Source organism: Rhizobium sp. Root1204 (genome assembly GCF_001424965.1).
In the GTDB taxonomy this organism is placed as follows: Bacteria; Pseudomonadota; Alphaproteobacteria; order Rhizobiales; family Rhizobiaceae; genus Pararhizobium.
Window position 1 is genome coordinate 642518 of record NZ_LMCZ01000001.1, and the last position, 18132, is coordinate 660649.

Sequence of the window (18132 nt, forward strand, 5' to 3'; positions counted from 1 at the left end):
CGTGATCAGCGATGCGCCGCCCAGGGCACGAACCAGCGTTCCAGCAGGCGCGCCAGAATCTCGAACAGAAACGCGATCGCGGCAATGACGATGATGCCGGCAATCACGATGTCGGTGACGAGGAACTGCGCGGCCGACTGGATCATGAAGCCGAGGCCGCGGCTTGCGGCCACCAGCTCGGCTGCCACCAACGTCGACCAGCCGGCACCGAGGGCGATGCGGGTGCCGGTCAGGATCGACGGGATGGCGCTGGGCAGAATGACCTGCGCGAGGATCTGTAGACGAGTCGCGCCGAACGACCTGGCGGCGTTGATGAAATCGGCCGGTGCGGATTTGACCCCGGCGGCCGTCGACAGGATGATCGGCGGCAGCATGGCAAGCGCGATGACAGTGATCTTCGATGCCTCGCCGATGCCGATCCAGATGATGATCAATGGCAGATAGGCCAGGGGCGGCAGCGGCCGCAGGAATTCGACGATGGGATCGAGAATGCTCTTGCCGATACGGCTGGTGCCGATGGCAAGACCGGCGGGAATGCCGATGACGAGTGCGGCGGCAAGGGCTGCGAAAATACGCAGCAGGCTGGCAAGCGTGTGCTGCGCTAGCGTCGAATCGACGAAGCCGTTGACCGCGACGGAATAGATCGCCTTCAAAACGATCAGAGGCGATGGCAAAAAGAGCGGTGACACCAGGCCATAGGCCGAGGCAAGGCTCCAGGCAGCGATGATGACGGCGATGGTTGCCAGCGAGAGCGGCAAGGTTCCGGGGCTGCGTTTTGGCCTTTGCGCTTCGGTCACGGCAGGCGCAGCCGGGGCGACGGGCGCAATGGTGCCGATATTGATGGTCATGCCGCTTCCTCCTCGCTATCCGCATGGATGAGCCCGGTCAGGCCATCGTGAAGACGGCGGTATTCCGGTGATATCTTGATATCCTGCAGCGATTTTCCGTTGAGCAACTGCTTGCCGAAGCTTGCCGGGATATCGGCGATAATACGGCCGGGATTGGGCGCCAGCACAACGACGCGGGTGGCAAGCAGCATGGCTTCCTCGATACTGTGGGTGATCAAAAGCGCCCCGGTCTTGCTCTCCGACCAGACCTTGAGCAGGAATTGCTGCAGGCGGGTGCGGGTCAGCGCATCGAGCGCGCCGAGCGGCTCGTCGAGCAGCAGGAAACGCGGCTCGGACGCCAACGCTCGGGCGATGCCGACGCGCTGGCGCATGCCGCCCGACAATTCCCAGATGTTCTTTGTTCCCGCACTCTCCAGACCGACCTTTGCCAGCAACTCGTCGGCCCGGAACCGCCGCTCCCCTTTGGCGACGCCGCGCAGCTTGAGCGGAAAGGCAACATTGTCACGGGCATTCAGCCAGGGATAGAGCGCATCGTCCTGGAAGACGACAGCACGATCTACAGCAGGACCGGTAATGTCGGCGCCATCCACCGAAACCCGGCCGGATGTGGGCTTGAGAAACCCTGCCGCAAGATTGAGCAGGCTGGTCTTGCCGGAACCGGAGCGGCCGATGACCGCGATGAATTCGTCCGACGCCAGATGCAGCGTCACGCTATCGAGCACGAGCCGCGTCTGGCCACTGGTGCGATCGGCCGGAAAAGCGAGGGAAACAGATTGCAGCGACAGGACGCTCATGATCACACCGATGGTTTGCGGTGCTGGAACCCCTGTTGGATTCCAGCACCTGTTTCTTAAAGACCGGCCTTGGCGGCGTCGACGACCCAGCGTGACGAAACGTAGGGCGCGTAGTCGGGGAGGACTGCGGGGATCTTTCCCTGCTCCAGCAGGAAGGCCGAGGTTTCCGCGACGGCCTTAACCGTACCGCCGCCCAGCAGATCGGCACCGGCCTGCTCTTCGAGCGTCGGGAAATGATAACCCTTCAGGAGAGCCGGAACTTCCTCGACCTTGGCGCCAGTCAGCTTGGCGATCTTTGCGGCTTCCGGCGATGCTGCGTTCCAGCTGTCCGGATTGGCACGGTAGGATTCGTATGCCTTGCCGGTCACCTGAACGAAGCCGGTGACGATTTCCGGATGCTCTTCGGCGAATTTCTTGCTGACGATCCAAGCATCGAATGTCGGGCCGCCCCATGAAGCGACATCCGCTGAGGTGGCCAACACGCTGCCGGTTTTCTTCAGTTCGGACAGGACAGGATCCCAGACATAAGCGCCGTCGATATCGCCGCGTTCCCAGGCGGCGGCGATTTCCGGCGGCCGCAGGTTGAGGATTTCGACCGACTTCGGATCGACCTTCCAGTGCTTCAGCGCGGTCAGCAGGCTGTAATGGGCGGTGGAGACGAAGGGCGTCGCGATCTTCTTGCCGGCAAGCCCTTCAGGCTTGTCGATGCCCTTGACGGCCAGCGCCTCCGCTTCCGAGATCAGGCCGACAACGAAGATCGTCTCGATCGGGATTTCGCGGCTGGCGGCGGCCGCCAGCGGCGAGGAGCCGACATAACCGATATCAAGCGAGCCGGAAGCGATGGCGGCAATGACATCGGCACCGCCATCGAATTTCTGCCAGTTGATCTTGGCGCCGGTCACCTTTTCATAGGTACCATCGGCCTGCGGTACGCGCGACGGCTCGACGATCGGCTGGTAGCCGATATTGACGTTGACGTCGGCGGCGTAGGAAAAATTGCTCTGCGTCATGAAAGCGAGAACGGCCAAGCTGGCAGTTCCCAAAAGGCGGCGTCGATTGATTGTCATGTCCCTCTCCCGGCAATGGTTCAATGGCATTCCGCGCCGAAGGCTCCGGTGGAATGAGGTTTAATCATTGTAAAATTCATAGAATTTATAGAGATAAAAAATTCCCGGATTTGCGGTACTTTCGTAATGCGAATCTAAAATAGCGGACGACCTAGGTGTTTTCGCCGGAATGGCGCGAAGCCGTGAAAAGCGCTATCGAGAGGCAGGGGACGGCAACATGAAGACAATGCAGATTTACGCCTTCGACATGAACTGTGCCGGACACATCAATCATGGCCTGTGGACCCATCCGCGCGACCAGTCGATGCGCTACACCGATCTCGACTATTGGACGGACCTGGCGATCACTGCCGAGCGCGGCAAGCTCGATGGGCTGTTCCTGGCGGATATTGTCGGGGTCTATGACGTCTACAAGGGTAGCCCTGCCCCGGTCATCGAGACCGGCGCGCAAATTCCGGTCAACGATCCGCTCATCCCGATTTCCGCGATGGCGCATGTCACCAAACATCTGGGTTTCGGCGTCACTGTCAATACGACGTACGAGCCGCCTTTTCTGCTGGCGCGGCGCATGTCGACGCTGGACCACCTGACCAAGGGCCGGATCGGCTGGAACATCGTCACCGGCTACCTCGACAGCGCCGCCCGCGCCATGGGCATGCAGCGTCAGCCGGAGCATGATGCCCGCTACGATGCGGCGGAAGAGTATCTCGAAATCCTCTATAAGCTCTGGGAAGGCAGCTGGGACGACGACGCGGTGCTGCGCGACAAGACGGGCCAGGTGTTTGCCGATCCCTCCAAGGTGCGGGCGGTCAGCCATGAAGGTAGCTACCACAGGATGGAGGGTATCCATCTCAGCGAGCCCTCGCCGCAACGCACGCCATTGCTGTTTCAGGCCGGCGCCTCGGCGCGAGGCCAGGATTTTGCCGGCAAACATGCGGAATGCGTCTTCATTGCCAGCGCCACCCCGCAGGCTGCCAGGCCGATCGTCGAAGGCTTGCGCCGGAAAGCCGAAGAATTCGGCCGGGGCCGTGATGCCCTGCGCATCCTCAATCTGTTGACCGTCGTTGTCGGGCGGACGGAAAAGGAAGCGCAGGAGAAGCTGGAAGACTATCGCCACTATTCCAGCGTCGAGGCCTCGCTGGCGCATTATTCCAGCTCCATCGGTATTGATCTCTCAAAATACGGGCTGGACGAACCCATCGAACAATTGACCACCAACGCCAACCAGTCGGCGCTCGCCGCCATTACCAAACAGGCGGCAAAACCGGTGACAGTCCGGCAGATCACCGGACAGATGGTGCTGGGCAGCCGGATGAAGCCGGTTGTCGGTTCACCGGAGCAGATTGCCGATCATTTACAGATGTGGATCGAGGAAGCCGGCATCGACGGCTTCAACCTTGCCCGAACCGTAGCGCCGGAAAGCCTTGCGGATTTCGTCGATCTGGTCGTGCCGGTGCTGCAGGAGCGGGGCCTGTTCAAGGCGGATTATGCTGAGGGACCACTGCGGCAGAAAGTCTTCGGCGGCGAAAACGGGAGGTTGACCGCCTCCCATCCCGCCGCCGCTTTCAGACACAACAGAACTTAGCCGGCTATTTGTGATCGAGTCTGGCGACAAGGCGGTCGCCGAGCCACTGGATGCCGCAGACGAGAACGATCAGAACGATCACCACGGCGATCATCACCGTCGTCTCGAAACGCTGGTAGCCATAGCGGATGGCAAGGTCGCCGAGACCACCAGCCCCGATAGCCCCGGCCATCGCGGAAGCGCCAACCAGTGTGACCAGCGTGACGGTGAAGCCCGCCACGATGCCCGGCATGGCTTCCGGCACCAGCACCTCGCGAATGATCGTCCAGCGATTGCCGCCCATGGCGCGCACCGCATCAATCAGGCCGCGATCGACCTCCCGCAATGACACCTCGGCGATGCGCGCATAATAGGGGGTCGCGGCAATCGCCAGCGGCACGATCGCCGCCCAGGTGCCGAGCGCCGTTCCGACGATCAGGCGCGTCACCGGGATCAGCGCAACGAGCAGGATGATGAAGGGAACCGAACGGAAGCCGTTGACGATGGCACCGAGCACGCTGTTCAGCCATGGATTTTCGGCAATGCCACCACGGGCGGTGGCGACGAGCGCCAGCCCCAGCGGCAGGCCGGCAACCAGCGAGATGATGCCGGAGGCACCGGTCATCAGGATGGTTTCCCAGAGCGAACGGACAAGCAGTTCAAGCATGATTGGCGTCATAACCAAGCACCTCCACCCGCGCACCGCGGGCTTTTAGAAATGTCTGTACCTTTTCCGGCAGCGAAGCGTCGCGCGCGGGAACGGCAATGAAGAAACGGGCCACCGGCTGGTCCTGGATATGGTCGATCCCGCCATGCACGAGCCGGAATGACTGCGGCAGCACTTGCGACAGATCGGCAAACAACGCTCCCTGCGCGGCAGGACCGGCCATGTCGATGCTGAGGATTTGCTCATCACCGGAGACCGGCGACAGCCGTGCAGAGATATGTTCCGGCAACTGCGGGCGAATACCGCTCAGCAGGCGCTGGGTGATCGGCGCCTGTGGATCAGCAAAGACGGACCAAACCTGGCCTTCTTCGACAATCCGGCCGGCATCGATAACGGCAACCCGGTCGGCAACGCTACGCACCACTTCCATCTCGTGGGTGATGAGCAGGATGGTCAGGCCGAGCTTCTGATTGATGTCCTTCAGCAGCGCCAGGATCGAACGGGTCGTTTCAGGATCAAGTGCCGAAGTGGCTTCGTCGGACAAGAGCAATGCCGGACGGGCGGCGAGAGCACGGGCAATGCCGACACGCTGCTTCTGACCGCCAGACAGGGACGACGGATAGGCCTTGGCCTTGTCGGACAGCCCGACGAGGTCAAGCAGTTCGGCGGCGCGCTTCAGACGCTCGGCCTTTCCGAGGCCTTCGATCTTCAATGGCAGCGCGACGTTTTCCTCGACGGTCTTTGCTGACAGGAGATTGAAGTGCTGGAAAATCATGCCGATGCGGCGGCGCAGCGGCTGCAGGTCCTTTTCGGTAAGGCCGGTGATATTGCGGCCTTCGATATGGATTTCGCCGCTGTCGGCCTGTTCCAACCCGTTCAGGCAGCGGATCAGCGTCGATTTGCCGGCACCACTGCGGCCGATAATGCCGAGGATTTCGCCCTTGCGCACCGTTAGCGAAACGCCGTCCAATGCCGGCGTCGCACCGAAGCGCCGCTTGACGTCCGTCAGCCGGACGACCTCTTCGGCCTGCGGCATCGCCACGCTTGCAGGCGCGGAAACAACAGAATTCATGCCTTGTCCTTTGTTCGGTTTTCGGGCGTCTCTATAACGCCCAAGGCGGCCCTGGCAAACAAATGCCAGAGCCGCCCGTTTTTTGAGTACACTCGATTGAGCGCCGGTATCGATCAATAGGCGCTGACGCCCGTGCCCTTGTAGACCTTGTCGAACTCGGCCTTAACGGCGTCGTTCTGATAGGACGAGACCAGCGTCTTCACCCAGGCTTCGTTCTCTGTGCCAGCCTTGACGGCAATGAAGTTGCGGTAAGGATTGTCGTTGACCGGTTCCTGGGCGATACGGTCCTCCGCAGACAGGCCACTCTTCAGCGCCCAGTCGGTGTTGACGACAGCCGCATCGAGATCTTCAATCGCACGGCCGACAACGCCCGCATCCAGTTCCTTGATTTCGACCTTCTTCGGATTTTCAACGATATCGGCGATCGTCGCCAGAATGCCGGTGCCGTCCTTCAGCTTAATGATGCCTTCGTTCTGCAGCACGCGTAGCGCCCGGCCTTCGTTCGATGGATCGTTCGGAACGCCAATCACGGCGCCTTCCGGCAGTTCAGCAATGGTCTTGAACTTCTTGGTGTAGAGACCGATCGGCCAGACGGCGGTAAAACCGGCATTGACGATGTGATAGCCGTGCTGCTGAATCTGGTTGTCGAGGTAAGGCTGATGCTGGAAGGCGTTGGCGTCGACTTCACCGCGCTCAAGCGCTTCGTTCGGCTGAGTATAATCGTTGAACACGACGGTTTCGATCGTCAGGCCCTTCTTGGCGGCTTCGGTGGTGACAACGCGCCAGACGTCTTCGTCCTCGCCGCTGATGATACCGACCTTGATCGACTTGTCTTCAGCAAAGCTTGCGGACGGCGTAGCAAAGCCAGCGATTGCAGCGGCGGAAACGGCAAGTGCGGCCAGGGCCGCACGGCGCGAAAGGGTGTTGAGAAGAGTCTTTTTGGTCATTGTCTGTCCCGTCCTGTCAAATGAGGCGACCGCCCCGGTGTGAAACGGTTATCGCAAAATCGGCGGCGGCCAGCCAAGCAAGATTGCCTCTTATCCGGTGACAGCCGGGAAAACTCTTGCGGATGTCGCGCCATTTGCGGACACAAATTTCCATAAAATCCGTAGACTACTTAATCCAGCAGGTTTTATGGGCGGCAGAAGCCAAAATTGCTTCCAACACAGGAAAAATTGCATATCAAATGGGCCAGATGTGTTTTTAGGAGAGAAAAGTGGCGGAATTGACGACAAAAACGAGGCCGACAGGCGCAACCGCTGTTCTCGCCCGGCACGGGTTCCCACAGGTGACATCCGCGACCGGCGGCGAAATCCAGATCGTCACCGGTCCGTCGCAGCCCGGCTTCAACCCGATCGACCTTTTGTATGCATCGCTCTCCGCCTGCCTGACGATGAGCGCCCGGATCGCTGCAAGCCAGATGGGCCTACTCGACCGGCTGACCGAAATCCGCGCCGACGTCAGTGGCGAGAAGGCGACCGAGGGCCTGTCGCGTGTTGCGAAATTCAATGTGGTTCTGACGATTGAGGGGGACATTCACGATGAAGCACGGCATGCGATCGCGCAGGCCGCTGAAGAGGAAATCTGCACGGTCAGCAATACGCTTCGTGGCGGCTCGGAGTTTTCAATGACCGTTCGCGGCTGAAGAGCTGTGAATTAATCGTGATCTGCCTCATATGGCACGCGATCTGGTCGAACCGGAATTGAATGCGCACGGCGGCATCATGGCGCGTCAGCCGCACGGAAAACGGAGCGGACGGTGAAATCTCCAGAGATCGGGGCCAGATAGGCATGGCCGCTATCGCGGTGGAAGCCGTAGAAAGTTTCCTGCCAGAAATCGGTTTCTGCGTCCGTTTTCAGAGACAGCCTGGCGGCATCCCTTGCCAGACAGCGGGCTCGTTGTGTCAGCGAAATGCCCCGGCCATGCTGCTTTCCTTGTCGCCAGTGGCTCTTGTCATGGCGGCAATCTAGCCATCGGGGACGGGCTGGCAAGGTGGGCCATGCGCTGGCACTTCACATCCGGCATTGGCAAGGCGCATCTGTTTGACTAAGGATGCCGCTATGGGTGCATCCTGGCTGTTGACCGATGCCGCCTGCGCTATGAGACATTCTGGGAGTGTGCCATGAAAATCACGATGATCGGTGCCGGTTATGTCGGACTTGTCTCCGGCGTTTGTTTTGCTGATTTCGGCCATGACGTCATCTGTATCGATAAGGACGCGCGCAAGATCGAAGCGCTGCTGGCCGGACGCATCCCGATTTTCGAACCCGGCCTCGAGCAGCTGGTCGCCGACAATGTCAAGGATGGGCGCCTGAGCTTTACGACCGATCTTGCCACCAGCGTGTCCGAAAGCGACGTGATCTTCATCGCCGTCGGAACACCGTCACGCCGCGGCGATGGCCATGCCGACCTGTCCTACGTCTATGACGCCGCCCGCGAGATTGCTGCGCATGTGACCGGCTTTACCGTCATCGTCACCAAGTCGACCGTGCCGGTCGGCACCGGCGACGAGGTCGAGCGGATCATGCGCGAGACCAATCCGGATGCCGATATCGCCGTGGTCTCCAACCCGGAATTCCTGCGCGAAGGTGCCGCCATCGATGACTTCAAGCGGCCCGACCGTATCGTCATCGGGCTGAACGACGAACGCGCCCGCAGCGTGATGACCGAAGTCTACCGGCCACTCTATCTCAACCAGTCGCCGCTGCTCTTCACCACGCGCCGCACCTCCGAACTGATCAAATATGCCGGCAATGCCTTCCTTGCCATGAAGATCACCTTCATCAACGAGATGGCGGACCTGTGCGAAAAGGTCGGCGCCAACGTGCAGGAAGTCGCGCGCGGCATTGGTCTCGATGGCCGTATCGGCGGCAAATTCCTGCATGCCGGTCCGGGCTATGGCGGCTCCTGCTTCCCGAAGGACACACTGGCGCTGGTCAAGACCGCCCAGGATCATGACAGCCCGGTCCGCCTGATCGAGACCGTTGTCTCTGTCAACGACAACCGCAAGCGCGCCATGGGCCGCAAGGTGATCGCGGCTGCCGGCGGCGACGTGCGCGGCAAGAAGGTCGCGGTGCTCGGCCTCACTTTCAAGCCGAATACCGACGACATGCGCGACAGTCCGGCCATTGCGGTCATCCAGGCACTCACCGATGCCGGCGCCATCGTGACCGGTTATGATCCCGAGGGTATGGAAAACGCCAGGAAGGTGATCGACGGCATTGCCTATGCCGATAACCCCTATGAGGCAGCGGAGGGCGCGGACGCGCTGGTGATCGTCACCGAATGGAACGAGTTCCGGGCACTTAATCTCGCCCGCCTGAAGACCTTGATGAACACAGCGCTGCTCGTCGATCTCAGAAACATCTATCAGTCCGGCGAAGTGACGAAACACGGCTTCATTTATACCAGCATCGGCCGGCCGCAATAGGGCCACCACGGGCCTGCGACGACACAAGACAAGCAAGGAGCCGGTATGCGCTATCTGATCACGGGAACGGCAGGGTTCATCGGGTTTCACCTGGCCAAGCGGCTGCTGGACGACGGTCACTTCGTTACCGGCTTCGACGGAATGACGCCCTATTATGACGTCCGCCTCAAGGAACGGCGCCATGCGATCCTCGCCCGGTCGAACGGCTTTCGGCCCGTGATCGGCATGCTTGAGGACAAGGCGGCGCTGGATCAGGCGGCCGAGATCGGGGAACCCGACGTCATCGTCCATCTCGCTGCGCAGGCGGGCGTGCGCTACAGTCTTGAAAACCCCAAGGCCTATGTCGATTCCAACCTGATCGGCTCCTGGAACATGCTGGAATTGGCCAAGGCCGTGCAGCCCAAGCATCTGTTGCTCGCCTCCACTTCCTCGATCTACGGCTCCAACGAGAAGATCCCGTTTGCGGAAACCGACCGGGCCGACGAACCGATGACGCTCTACGCCGCCACCAAGAAGTCCGGCGAGTTGATGGCTCACAGCTATGCCCATCTCTACAAGGTGCCAACGACCGCTTTCCGCTTCTTCACGGTTTACGGCCCCTGGGGCCGCCCGGATATGGCACTGTTCAAGTTCGTCGATAGCATCCTCAACGGCCGGCCGATCGAGATTTATGGCGAAGGCCGGATGAGCCGCGACTTCACCTATATCGACGATCTCGTCGAAGGCATCGTCCGGCTGATGGGCGTTGTTCCGTCAGAGGAGAACCGCGTCGAAGAAATCGACACCCTGTCGCGCCACGCACCCTTCCGGGTCGTCAATGTCGGCGGCGGGCAACCGGTCGAGCTGATGCGGTTCGTCGAGACGGTTGAAGCCGCCGTCGGCCGCCCGGCCATCCGCTCGATGCTGCCGATGCAGCAGGGCGATGTTCCCCGAACCTTTGCAGCGCCTGATCTTCTCAACAGCCTTACCGGCTTTACACCCTCCATTTCGGTGGAAGAGGGCGTTCGCCGCTTCGTCGAATGGTATCGCGCCGAGATGGTGGCGGCAGGGGCGGTTGATGATCCGCGGCATCCGTGATTTCCTGCGCGGTGGCGCTCATGCGCCATCGCCGAAACAAAGAAGGAAGCTCCTTTTCGACCGGGCTCCCGACCATATCTATGCGGTCGGCGACGTGCACGGATACGATGACACTCTGGGCAGACTGGAAGACCTGATCGTTGCGGACAGCCGCAAGCGCGATGGCATCAAATGGCTGGTCATGCTCGGTGACTACGTCGATCGCGGACCAAAATCATCCACCGTGCTCACCCGTCTGACGACCCGGCCCCTCGTTGGCATCCGCCGCATCTGCCTTGCCGGCAATCACGAGGCGGTCATGCTCGATTTTCTCGGCAATCCCTCTCCAGATCACCACTGGCTGCGGTTGGGCGGCCTGGAAACGCTGTATTCCTACGGGTTGAACAGGCTTCCAGCCGACCGCGAGGAGAGAAAAAAACTGCTGCGGTCTCTCATTCCCGTCCAGCATGTCGCCTTCCTCGAATCCCTCCCCTCGATGTTGCAGGTCCCAGGTTACTGCTTTGTCCATGCAGGTCTGAAAACGGGTGTCGCACCCGCCGACCAGAAAGACGCAGACCTCCTGTGGCTGCGCCCGCTGGCCTTGACGGACGATGCCCCGGCCGAAGGCTTCGTCACCGTTCACGGCCACACGCCGGTGGCGGGGGTCGAGATTGGCACAGGGCGTATCAATGTCGATACCGGCATCTACATGAGCGGCATTCTCTCGGCCGTTCGCCTTTCGCGCAACGAGCCACCGGACATCATCCAGAGCCGGTAAACACGCTCACCGCGGAAAACACATCAGAGCAATCCACGCGCTGCCAGATTGCGCATCAGGGCGGAGGGCCCGAACGTCCAGGGCGGGCATTCGGTCGAGAGCCGCACCGTATTGGTCAGCGATCCCAGTTCGGCATTCGAGATCGTGACGACATCGCCGATCTTGTGTGTAAACCCCTGCCCAGGCGCATCGCGGTCCTCGACCGGCGCAAACAGGGTGCCCATGAACAGCATGAAGCCATCAGGATACTGATGATGACGGCCGATGGTCTGGAAAACCAGGTCGAGCGGATCGCGGCTGATTTCCCGCATCGTGCTTGCGCCCTTGAGGACGAACCCGTCGGGGCCGCTGATGGTCAGCGACAGGTCGGCCTTGCGCACATGGTCGATCGTATAGGTGTCGTCGAACAGACGGATGAACGGGCCGATGGCGGACGAGGCATTGTTGTCCTTGGCCTTGCCAAGCAGCAGGGCTGAACGGCCCTCGACATCGCGCAGGTTAACGTCGTTGCCGAGCGTCGCCCCCTTGACCCGTCCCTGACTATCGACGGCCAGCACGATTTCCGGCTCGGGATTGTTCCATTTGGAGATCGGATGCAGCCCGACCGACGCCCCCCAGCCGACCGAGGCCAGGACCTGCGCCTTGGAAAAAACCTCTGCATCCGGTCCGATACCGACTTCCAGATATTGCGACCAGACGCCGACCTCGATCAACGCCGCTTTCACCTTCGCCGCCTCCGGCGATCCCGCTTTCAGGTCGCGCAAGCTATCGCCGATAATGGCGGTGACGCGCTGACGCATGGTTTCGGCCAAAGCCGGATTTCCCGCAGCCTTTTCCTCAATGACACGCTCGATCATCGACCGGGCGAAGGTGACACCGCAGGCCTTGACCGCCTGCAGATCGCACGGGGCAAGCAGATGGATGGCCGAGAGATCGCCGGCGGCTTCCACCGAGGCGGTCATGATGGCTTCGAGGGTGGACAGGCGCTCGCCCTGACAGTCCGAGAGGAACCCGATGGGATCCTCCAGTTCCAGAAGGTCGCGCATCGTCGGCACGTCTTTCGACGTGATGTCAATGAGATCGCCACCGCGCAGGACCACCAGCGCCGGACCCGCAACATCCGGCCGCCAGACGCGCCCGACGAACGTTCCCGTTCCAAACACTTCGTTGACCGATGTCATGCCGCCCCTCCCGAACAAAACTCACGGCCGCAAGATACAAGCCGTTGGATCATGGGCAAGGGATGAAATGGAAAAACGGCTCTGCTTGCGGGAAAGGAATGCCCCGAAATCTTTGCGAAGCGCCCAAAGAGTGTTCACCGCGACGGGGGATCGTTCTATCTAATTTTACTGATTTACTGATAGCACCTGTGTCATCGAATAAGTGTGTCGAACCAACCGTTAGACGGATGGGCACCAACAGAGGGACAAGGAGCATGAGCTTTACGGAAACAACAAAGACGTCGTGGTTTTCACGGCTGAAAAGCGGCCTTGCCGGGCTGTTGATCGGCCCAATCCTCGTCATCGGGATGATCTGGCTTCTGTCCTGGAATGAAGGCCGCTCGGTCCAGACCTATCGTGCGCTGGTGGAAGGTGCCGGTATCGTCGCTTCTGTCGAGAACGGCACCGTGGATCCGGCCAATGAAGGCAAGCTCGTGCATGTTTCCGGCCCCGTAAAACCGGACGGCACGCCCGAGGATCCGATGCTGGGCGTCTCGGCAGAGGGGGCTGCCGGCCTCAACCGCCAGGTAGAGATGTATCAGTGGATCGAAGACAGCAAGAGCGAGACCCAAAAGACGCTCGGCGGTGGCGAAGAGACCGTCACCACCTACAGCTACAAGAAGGAATGGCGCCCGCGCCCGGTCGATTCGTCCGATTTCAAACAGAGCGACCAGCACCAGAACCCTGACATGCCGATCGAGGGGGACCGGTTCACCGTGGCGACCGCAACGCTCGGCGCCTTCACGGTCGATGGCAAGGCGGTCGCCAATCTCGGGACAGAGACGCCGGTCAAGTTATCTCCCGGTGTCATCGCGCAGGTCACGGCAGCGCTCGGTTCCGACAAGCCGGTCAATGCCAATGGCACCACCCTCTACGTTTCGCAGAACCGCCAGAACCCGGCCATCGGCGACCTGCGCATCAGCTTCAGCCGCGAGGACATCGCTGAAGCCAGCTTCGTCGGCGCCCAGACGGGGACTAATCTCACCGGCTACAAGGCCTCCAATGGCCGCGAACTGTTTCTGAGTGCTGCCGGAAAGGTCGATGCGCCGCAGATGTTCGACGCCGCCCAGAGTGAGAACACGCTGATCACCTGGCTCATTCGCGGCGGTGGAATGCTCGGCATGTTCATCGGTTTTGCCATGATGCTGTCAATTCTCGGTATCATTGCCGACGTCATTCCGTTCGTCGGGTCGATCGTCGGCTTCGGCACCTCGGTGATCGCTATTATCCTGACGCTGATCCTCGGGCCTCTGGTCATCGCCATCGCCTGGATTGCCTACCGGCCGGTGCTGGCCATTGCCATCATCGCCGGCGGCATCCTGCTTGCCGCCGGACTGATCTATCTGAAGCGCAACAAGACGGCGGCAGTTCAGGCGCCAATAACGCTCGGCCGGGCCTGAAAGCCCGAACCATCGTCAACCCGAAAGGCCCGTGGCAAATGAGCCGTCACGGGCCTCTTACTCTCCAAATAGACTCCATTGGCCAATACCGACCGGGCTGCTAGGTTCGCCCTCCCCGACCCCATGCCCCAGGAAGAGACGGTAGCAGGCCCCATGTTTCTCGCATCAAAACTGTTCTGGCTGCTTGCGCAACCGCTGTCGCTGGTCTTCATTCTCCTGGTCCTGAGCTTCCTCCTCGCCGCCGTTGGCCGGCGGTGGCTCTGCCGGTTCCTGTCTGGACTTGCGGTGACCTTGCTTTTCCTCACCCTGTTCACCAGCACCGGCGCCGTCATGCTGCAGGTTCTGGAAAACCGCATCCCAAGGCCCGTAAGCCTGCCGGACAATCTTTCCTGCATCATCATCCTCGGCGGCGCCTTCGAAAACGAAGTGATTGCCAAGCGGGGCGGCATCGAACTCAACCAGGCAGCCGACCGGTTCGTCGAAGGATTGAAACTGGCTCAGGCCCATCCGGCGGCACGTATTCTCGTTTCGGGTGGCGACGGCTCGTTCAGCGGCCAATATGACGGTGACGCGCAGACGTCCGACACCTTCTTCTCGACCTTCGGCATCGCGCCGGACCGGTTGATCCGCGAAGACCAGTCGCGCACCACCTTCGAGAATGCGACCAATACGAAACAGTTGCTGGAAGCGAATGGATTGTCGAACTGCGCCCTGATCACGTCCGCCTTCCATATGCCGCGGTCCGTTGGTTTGTTCCGCAAACTCGGCATCGGCGTAACACCGTGGCCGGTGGACTATCGAACCAGCGGCGAACTGACCCTCGGCTTTGATTTCAGCCAACCCTCCTTGAACGCGCAGCTAACGACAACGGCGATGCGCGAATGGACTGGTCTGCTCGCCTATTTCATCAGTGGCCGCACGCACGTCCTCTTTCCGCAGTAATCAGCGATACCTGCTTTGAGACCTGCCGTTGACGTGACCGTCCCGTTGTGGTCCTTCTCGAATGTCTGGCGGGCCTGATTTCTGGTGGAGGAAAAATGCCGATCCTGGAAATTCTCGACTATGCCGGCGTGGCGGTTTTCGCGGCGACCGGCGCCTTGGCCGCTTCGCGCAAGCAGCTGGATGTTATTGGTTATATCTTTCTCGCCTCGGTCACCGGCATCGGCGGCGGCACGTTGCGCGATGTCATCCTTGGCGCGACACCGGTCTTCTGGATCACCAATCCGATCTACCTGCTCGTCTGTGGCTGCATGGGTCTTCTGGTGTTCTTCTCGGCGCATATGATGGAATCCCGCTACCGGTTCCTCGTCTGGCTGGATGCCATCGGGCTTGCGGCCTACAGTGTCATGGGGGCTGCCAAGGGGCTGGCGGCGACGGGGTCCCCCCTCGTTGCGCTTGTCACCGGCATGCTGACGGCGACATTCGGCGGCATCCTGCGCGATCTTCTTGCTGGCGAGCCCTCCGTCCTGCTGCGTCCGGAAATCTATGTGACGGCGGCACTGACGGGAGCGGGCGTGTTCACAGCCGCGACGTGGCTTGGTGGATCCGTGCTGGTCGCATCGAGCCTCGGCGTCGCGACCGCCTTTGCGGTGCGCGGCGGCGCGCTGAAATATGGCTGGACGCTGCCAACCGGAGATCCCCGGCCGGGCCGCCATCCCGACGACGTGATGTAATCCGCCGTCGGCGACGTGATGTAGGAAAAGTGTTTAGCCGCGCTTGCGGCGCAGGCGGATCACCACGTCGACATGGGCAATTTCCATGCCTTCGGGCGGCTCCGGCAGATTGCCGATCGAAATATTGTTCACCGGAATGTCGAGCACCTCGTTATGGCCCTCGACGAAGAAGTGGTGATGATCGGACACGTTGGTGTCGAAATAGGTCTTGGCACTTTCCACGGCCAGAACACGGATCATGCCGGCTTCGGTGAACTGGTGCAGCGTGTTGTAGACTGTCGCCAACGACACCGGAACACCGGCGGTCACCGCTTCTTCGTGCAACTCCTCGACCGTCAGATGGCGGTCACCCTTGGCAAAGATCAGGTCGGCAAGCGCCATGCGCTGGCGCGTCGGCCTGAGGCCGGAGCGGCGCAGGCGTTCTTCCGAACAGATCTCGATGGCAGTCGTCATACGGACGGATCCAGATTTCCAAGCTATTGCAGAACACACTTCCAGAGCCGATATAACTTTTGCCGAGAATGCTTTCAATAGTGAGCAAGCACCCTCAAGGCATCAAGATGGTAAAAACCGCCTGATTCTTGGGGCAAAAGGCAATTATCTCTGGCTGTTGCAGCAGCCATCATGTATGCGACGGCGGAAATAGGCCTTGTGCTTGGCCAGACAGGAATACGCGAAACGACGCGCTTTGGTCATGCCGGAGCTTCAATTCGCGCCCATCTTGCTCTAAACCAAGTCAACCAAAAACGGATCTAGCGGGGAAACCACAGTTCATGACGACCAGACAATCCAGCTTCAATTATGAAGAGATCCTGAAATGCGGTCGCGGCGAACTGTTTGGCCCGGGCAATGCCCAGCTGCCCCTGCCTCCGATGCTGATGGTTCACCGCATCACCGACATCTCCGAAACCGGCGGCGCCTTCGACAAGGGTTATATCCGGGCCGAATATGACGTGCGTCCCGATGACTGGTATTTCCCCTGCCATTTCCAGGGCAATCCGATCATGCCGGGTTGCCTTGGCCTTGACGGCATGTGGCAGCTGACGGGTTTCTTCCTCGGCTGGCTCGGCGAGCCCGGCCGCGGCATGGCGCTGTCCACCGGCGAAGTGAAGTTCAAGGGCATGATCCGCCCGGACACAAAGCTTCTCGAGTACGGCATCGACTTCAAGCGCGTCATGCGTGGCCGCCTGGTGCTCGGCACAGCCGACGGCTGGTTGAAGGCCGATGGTGAAACCATCTATCAGGCAACTGACCTGCGCGTCGGTCTGTCGAAAGAAAAAGCTGCCTGAACCGCGGTATAGCCGCACTCAGCTAGATTAAAGAAGAGGTCATCCACATGAGACGGGTTGTTGTTACGGGGCTGGGCATTGTTTCCTCGATCGGAAACGATGCGCAGGAAGTCACCACGTCGCTGCGTGAAGCAAAATCCGGCATTTCGTTTTCGAACGATTTTGCCGAACACGGCTTCAAGTGCCAGGTCTGGGGTGCACCCAATCTCGACACGACCGAGCTTGTCGATCGCCGCGCCGCACGTTTCCTGTCGCAGGGCGGCACATGGAACCATGTTGCGATGAAGCAGGCGATCGCCGACAGCGGCCTTGAAGACAAGGATGTCGGCGGCAACGAGCGCACCGGCATCATCATGGGCTCGGGTGGTCCGTCCACCCGCACGCTGATCGAGGCTGCTGAAATCACGCTGAAGAACAATTCGCCCAAGCGCATCGGCCCGTTTGCCGTGCCGAAGGCAATGTCCTCGACAGCATCGGCGACACTTGCCACCTGGTTCAAAATCCACGGCGTCAACTATTCGATCTCGTCGGCGTGCTCGACCTCGGCGCACTGCATCGGCAACGCCATGGAAATGATCCAGTGGGGCAAGCAGGACGTGATGTTCGCCGGCGGTCACGAAGACCTCGACTGGACCATGTCGAACCTGTTCGACGCCATGGGTGCCATGTCCTCCAAGTACAACGACACGCCGTCGACCGCGTCGCGCGCCTACGACGTTTCGCGTGACGGCTTCGTCATCGCCGGTGGCGCAGGCGTTCTGGTTCTGGAAGAACTGGAGCATGCCAAGGCTCGCGGCGCCAAGATTTACGCCGAAATCACCGGCTACGGCGCGACGTCCGACGGCTACGACATGGTCGCCCCGTCAGGCGAAGGCGCCATCCGCTGCATGCGCCAGGCACTGGCAACGGTGAAGGGCGACGTCGACTACATCAACACGCACGGCACTTCGACACCGGTTGGCGATTCGAAAGAAATCGGCGCCATCCGCGAAGTCTTCGGCAACAAAATCCCGCATATCCAGTCGACAAAGTCGCTGACGGGTCACTCGCTCGGCGCCGCCGGCGTGCAGGAATCGATCTACGGCCTTCTCATGATGCAGGCCGGCTTCATTGGCGAAAGCGCCCATATCACCGAACTCGATCCGGAATTCGACGGCGTGCCGATCGTGCGCAAGCGCATCGACAATGCCAAGATCGACACCGTCTTGTCGAACTCCTTCGGCTTCGGCGGCACCAATGCCACGCTCGTCTTCCAGCGCCACAACGGATAAGT

19 protein-coding genes are annotated in these 18132 nt (G+C 60.7%); 10 read left to right on the forward strand and 9 right to left on the reverse strand.

The annotated features are described in order from the left end of the window. Positions 1–5: 5 nt before the first annotated feature. Genes ASC96_RS03160 through tauA form a run of 3 tightly spaced genes read right to left on the reverse strand, consistent with a single transcriptional unit; the run spans position 6 to position 2709 of the window. Positions 6–848, reverse strand: a complete 843-nt coding sequence (locus ASC96_RS03160; RefSeq protein WP_060501199.1) for an ABC transporter permease subunit — start codon at positions 846–848, stop codon at positions 6–8. Then, a complete protein-coding gene (locus ASC96_RS03165) occupies positions 845–1642 on the reverse strand; it encodes an ABC transporter ATP-binding protein (RefSeq protein WP_060501201.1) in 798 nt (265 codons plus the stop codon). The genes ASC96_RS03160 and ASC96_RS03165 overlap by 4 nt, the downstream gene beginning before the upstream one ends. A gap of 56 nt (positions 1643–1698) precedes the next feature. Further along, positions 1699–2709 (reverse strand): taurine ABC transporter substrate-binding protein, encoded by a 1011-nt coding sequence (gene tauA, locus ASC96_RS03170; RefSeq protein WP_060501202.1) that lies wholly within the window; start codon positions 2707–2709, stop codon positions 1699–1701. A gap of 217 nt (positions 2710–2926) precedes the next feature. On the opposite strand from tauA, the gene ASC96_RS03175 reads away from it, so the two are divergent. Beyond that, positions 2927–4294, forward strand: a complete 1368-nt coding sequence (locus tag ASC96_RS03175) for an LLM class flavin-dependent oxidoreductase (protein ID WP_060501204.1) — start codon at positions 2927–2929, stop codon at positions 4292–4294. A 4-nt stretch (positions 4295–4298) separates the two neighbouring features. Here ASC96_RS03175 and ASC96_RS03180 read toward each other — a convergent pair whose 3' ends face one another. From ASC96_RS03180 to ASC96_RS03190, 3 genes are all read right to left on the reverse strand, one after another. Continuing rightward, a complete protein-coding gene (locus ASC96_RS03180; protein WP_037104003.1) occupies positions 4299–4952 on the reverse strand; it encodes a methionine ABC transporter permease in 654 nt (217 codons plus the stop codon). Next, entirely contained in the window at positions 4933–6012 is a 1080-nt protein-coding gene (locus tag ASC96_RS03185; protein ID WP_060501206.1) for a methionine ABC transporter ATP-binding protein, read from the reverse strand. Before ASC96_RS03185 ends, ASC96_RS03180 begins: the two co-directional genes overlap by 20 nt. Before the next feature lie 113 nt (positions 6013–6125). Continuing rightward, positions 6126–6959, reverse strand: coding sequence for a MetQ/NlpA family lipoprotein (locus ASC96_RS03190; protein WP_060501208.1), 834 nt, complete (start codon positions 6957–6959; stop codon positions 6126–6128). Between the two features lie 269 nt (positions 6960–7228). On the opposite strand from ASC96_RS03190, the gene ASC96_RS03195 reads away from it, so the two are divergent. After that, positions 7229–7657 carry an OsmC family protein gene (locus ASC96_RS03195; RefSeq protein ID WP_060501209.1) on the forward strand — a complete coding sequence of 143 codons (429 nt, stop codon included), beginning with the start codon at positions 7229–7231 and terminating at the stop codon, positions 7655–7657. Between the two features lie 77 nt (positions 7658–7734). Here ASC96_RS03195 and ASC96_RS33625 read toward each other — a convergent pair whose 3' ends face one another. Further along, positions 7735–8004, reverse strand: a complete 270-nt coding sequence (locus tag ASC96_RS33625; protein WP_244481801.1) for a DUF1349 domain-containing protein — start codon at positions 8002–8004, stop codon at positions 7735–7737. 131 nt (positions 8005–8135) lie between these two features. Here ASC96_RS33625 and ASC96_RS03205 point away from each other — a divergent pair, with 131 nt between their 5' ends. From ASC96_RS03205 to ASC96_RS03215, 3 genes are read left to right on the forward strand one after another with little or no spacing between them, the layout of a single operon-like run. Beyond that, positions 8136–9443 carry a UDP-glucose/GDP-mannose dehydrogenase family protein gene (locus ASC96_RS03205; RefSeq protein ID WP_060501212.1) on the forward strand — a complete coding sequence of 436 codons (1308 nt, stop codon included), beginning with the start codon at positions 8136–8138 and terminating at the stop codon, positions 9441–9443. Positions 9444–9488: 45 nt separating this feature from the next. Beyond that, complete coding sequence (locus ASC96_RS03210) at positions 9489–10520, forward strand: NAD-dependent epimerase (RefSeq protein WP_060501214.1); 1032 nt, start codon at positions 9489–9491, stop codon at positions 10518–10520. Beyond that, the gene (locus ASC96_RS03215; RefSeq protein WP_060501216.1) at positions 10501–11277 is read left to right on the forward strand and encodes a metallophosphoesterase; all 777 of its coding nucleotides are present in this window, start codon (positions 10501–10503) and stop codon (positions 11275–11277) included. The genes ASC96_RS03210 and ASC96_RS03215 overlap by 20 nt, the downstream gene beginning before the upstream one ends. Positions 11278–11300: 23 nt before the next feature. Here the strand turns inward: ASC96_RS03215 and ASC96_RS03220 are convergent, their stop codons facing one another. After that, positions 11301–12458, reverse strand: a complete 1158-nt coding sequence (locus tag ASC96_RS03220) for a fumarylacetoacetate hydrolase family protein (RefSeq protein WP_060501218.1) — start codon at positions 12456–12458, stop codon at positions 11301–11303. A gap of 254 nt (positions 12459–12712) precedes the next feature. Between ASC96_RS03220 and ASC96_RS03225 the strand changes: the two genes are divergently transcribed. From ASC96_RS03225 to ASC96_RS03235, 3 genes are all read left to right on the forward strand, one after another. Next, positions 12713–13897: a TMEM43 family protein gene (locus tag ASC96_RS03225; RefSeq protein ID WP_060501220.1), complete on the forward strand. Its 1185-nt coding sequence runs from the start codon at positions 12713–12715 to the stop codon at positions 13895–13897. Positions 13898–14050: 153 nt separating this feature from the next. After that, the gene (locus tag ASC96_RS03230) at positions 14051–14839 is read left to right on the forward strand and encodes a YdcF family protein (protein WP_060501222.1); all 789 of its coding nucleotides are present in this window, start codon (positions 14051–14053) and stop codon (positions 14837–14839) included. Between the two features lie 95 nt (positions 14840–14934). Continuing rightward, entirely contained in the window at positions 14935–15570 is a 636-nt protein-coding gene (locus ASC96_RS03235) for a trimeric intracellular cation channel family protein (RefSeq protein ID WP_060501224.1), read from the forward strand. A 33-nt stretch (positions 15571–15603) separates the two neighbouring features. Here the strand turns inward: ASC96_RS03235 and irrA are convergent, their stop codons facing one another. Beyond that, a complete protein-coding gene (gene irrA, locus ASC96_RS03240) occupies positions 15604–16023 on the reverse strand; it encodes an iron response transcriptional regulator IrrA (protein WP_060501226.1) in 420 nt (139 codons plus the stop codon). A 320-nt stretch (positions 16024–16343) separates the two neighbouring features. Between irrA and fabA the strand changes: the two genes are divergently transcribed. Together fabA and fabB are read left to right on the forward strand one after the other, a co-directional pair. Then, positions 16344–16859, forward strand: a complete 516-nt coding sequence (gene fabA, locus ASC96_RS03245) for a 3-hydroxyacyl-[acyl-carrier-protein] dehydratase FabA (protein WP_060501228.1) — start codon at positions 16344–16346, stop codon at positions 16857–16859. A gap of 47 nt (positions 16860–16906) precedes the next feature. After that, complete coding sequence (gene fabB / locus ASC96_RS03250) at positions 16907–18130, forward strand: beta-ketoacyl-ACP synthase I (RefSeq protein ID WP_060501230.1); 1224 nt, start codon at positions 16907–16909, stop codon at positions 18128–18130. Positions 18131–18132 lie beyond the last annotated feature (2 nt).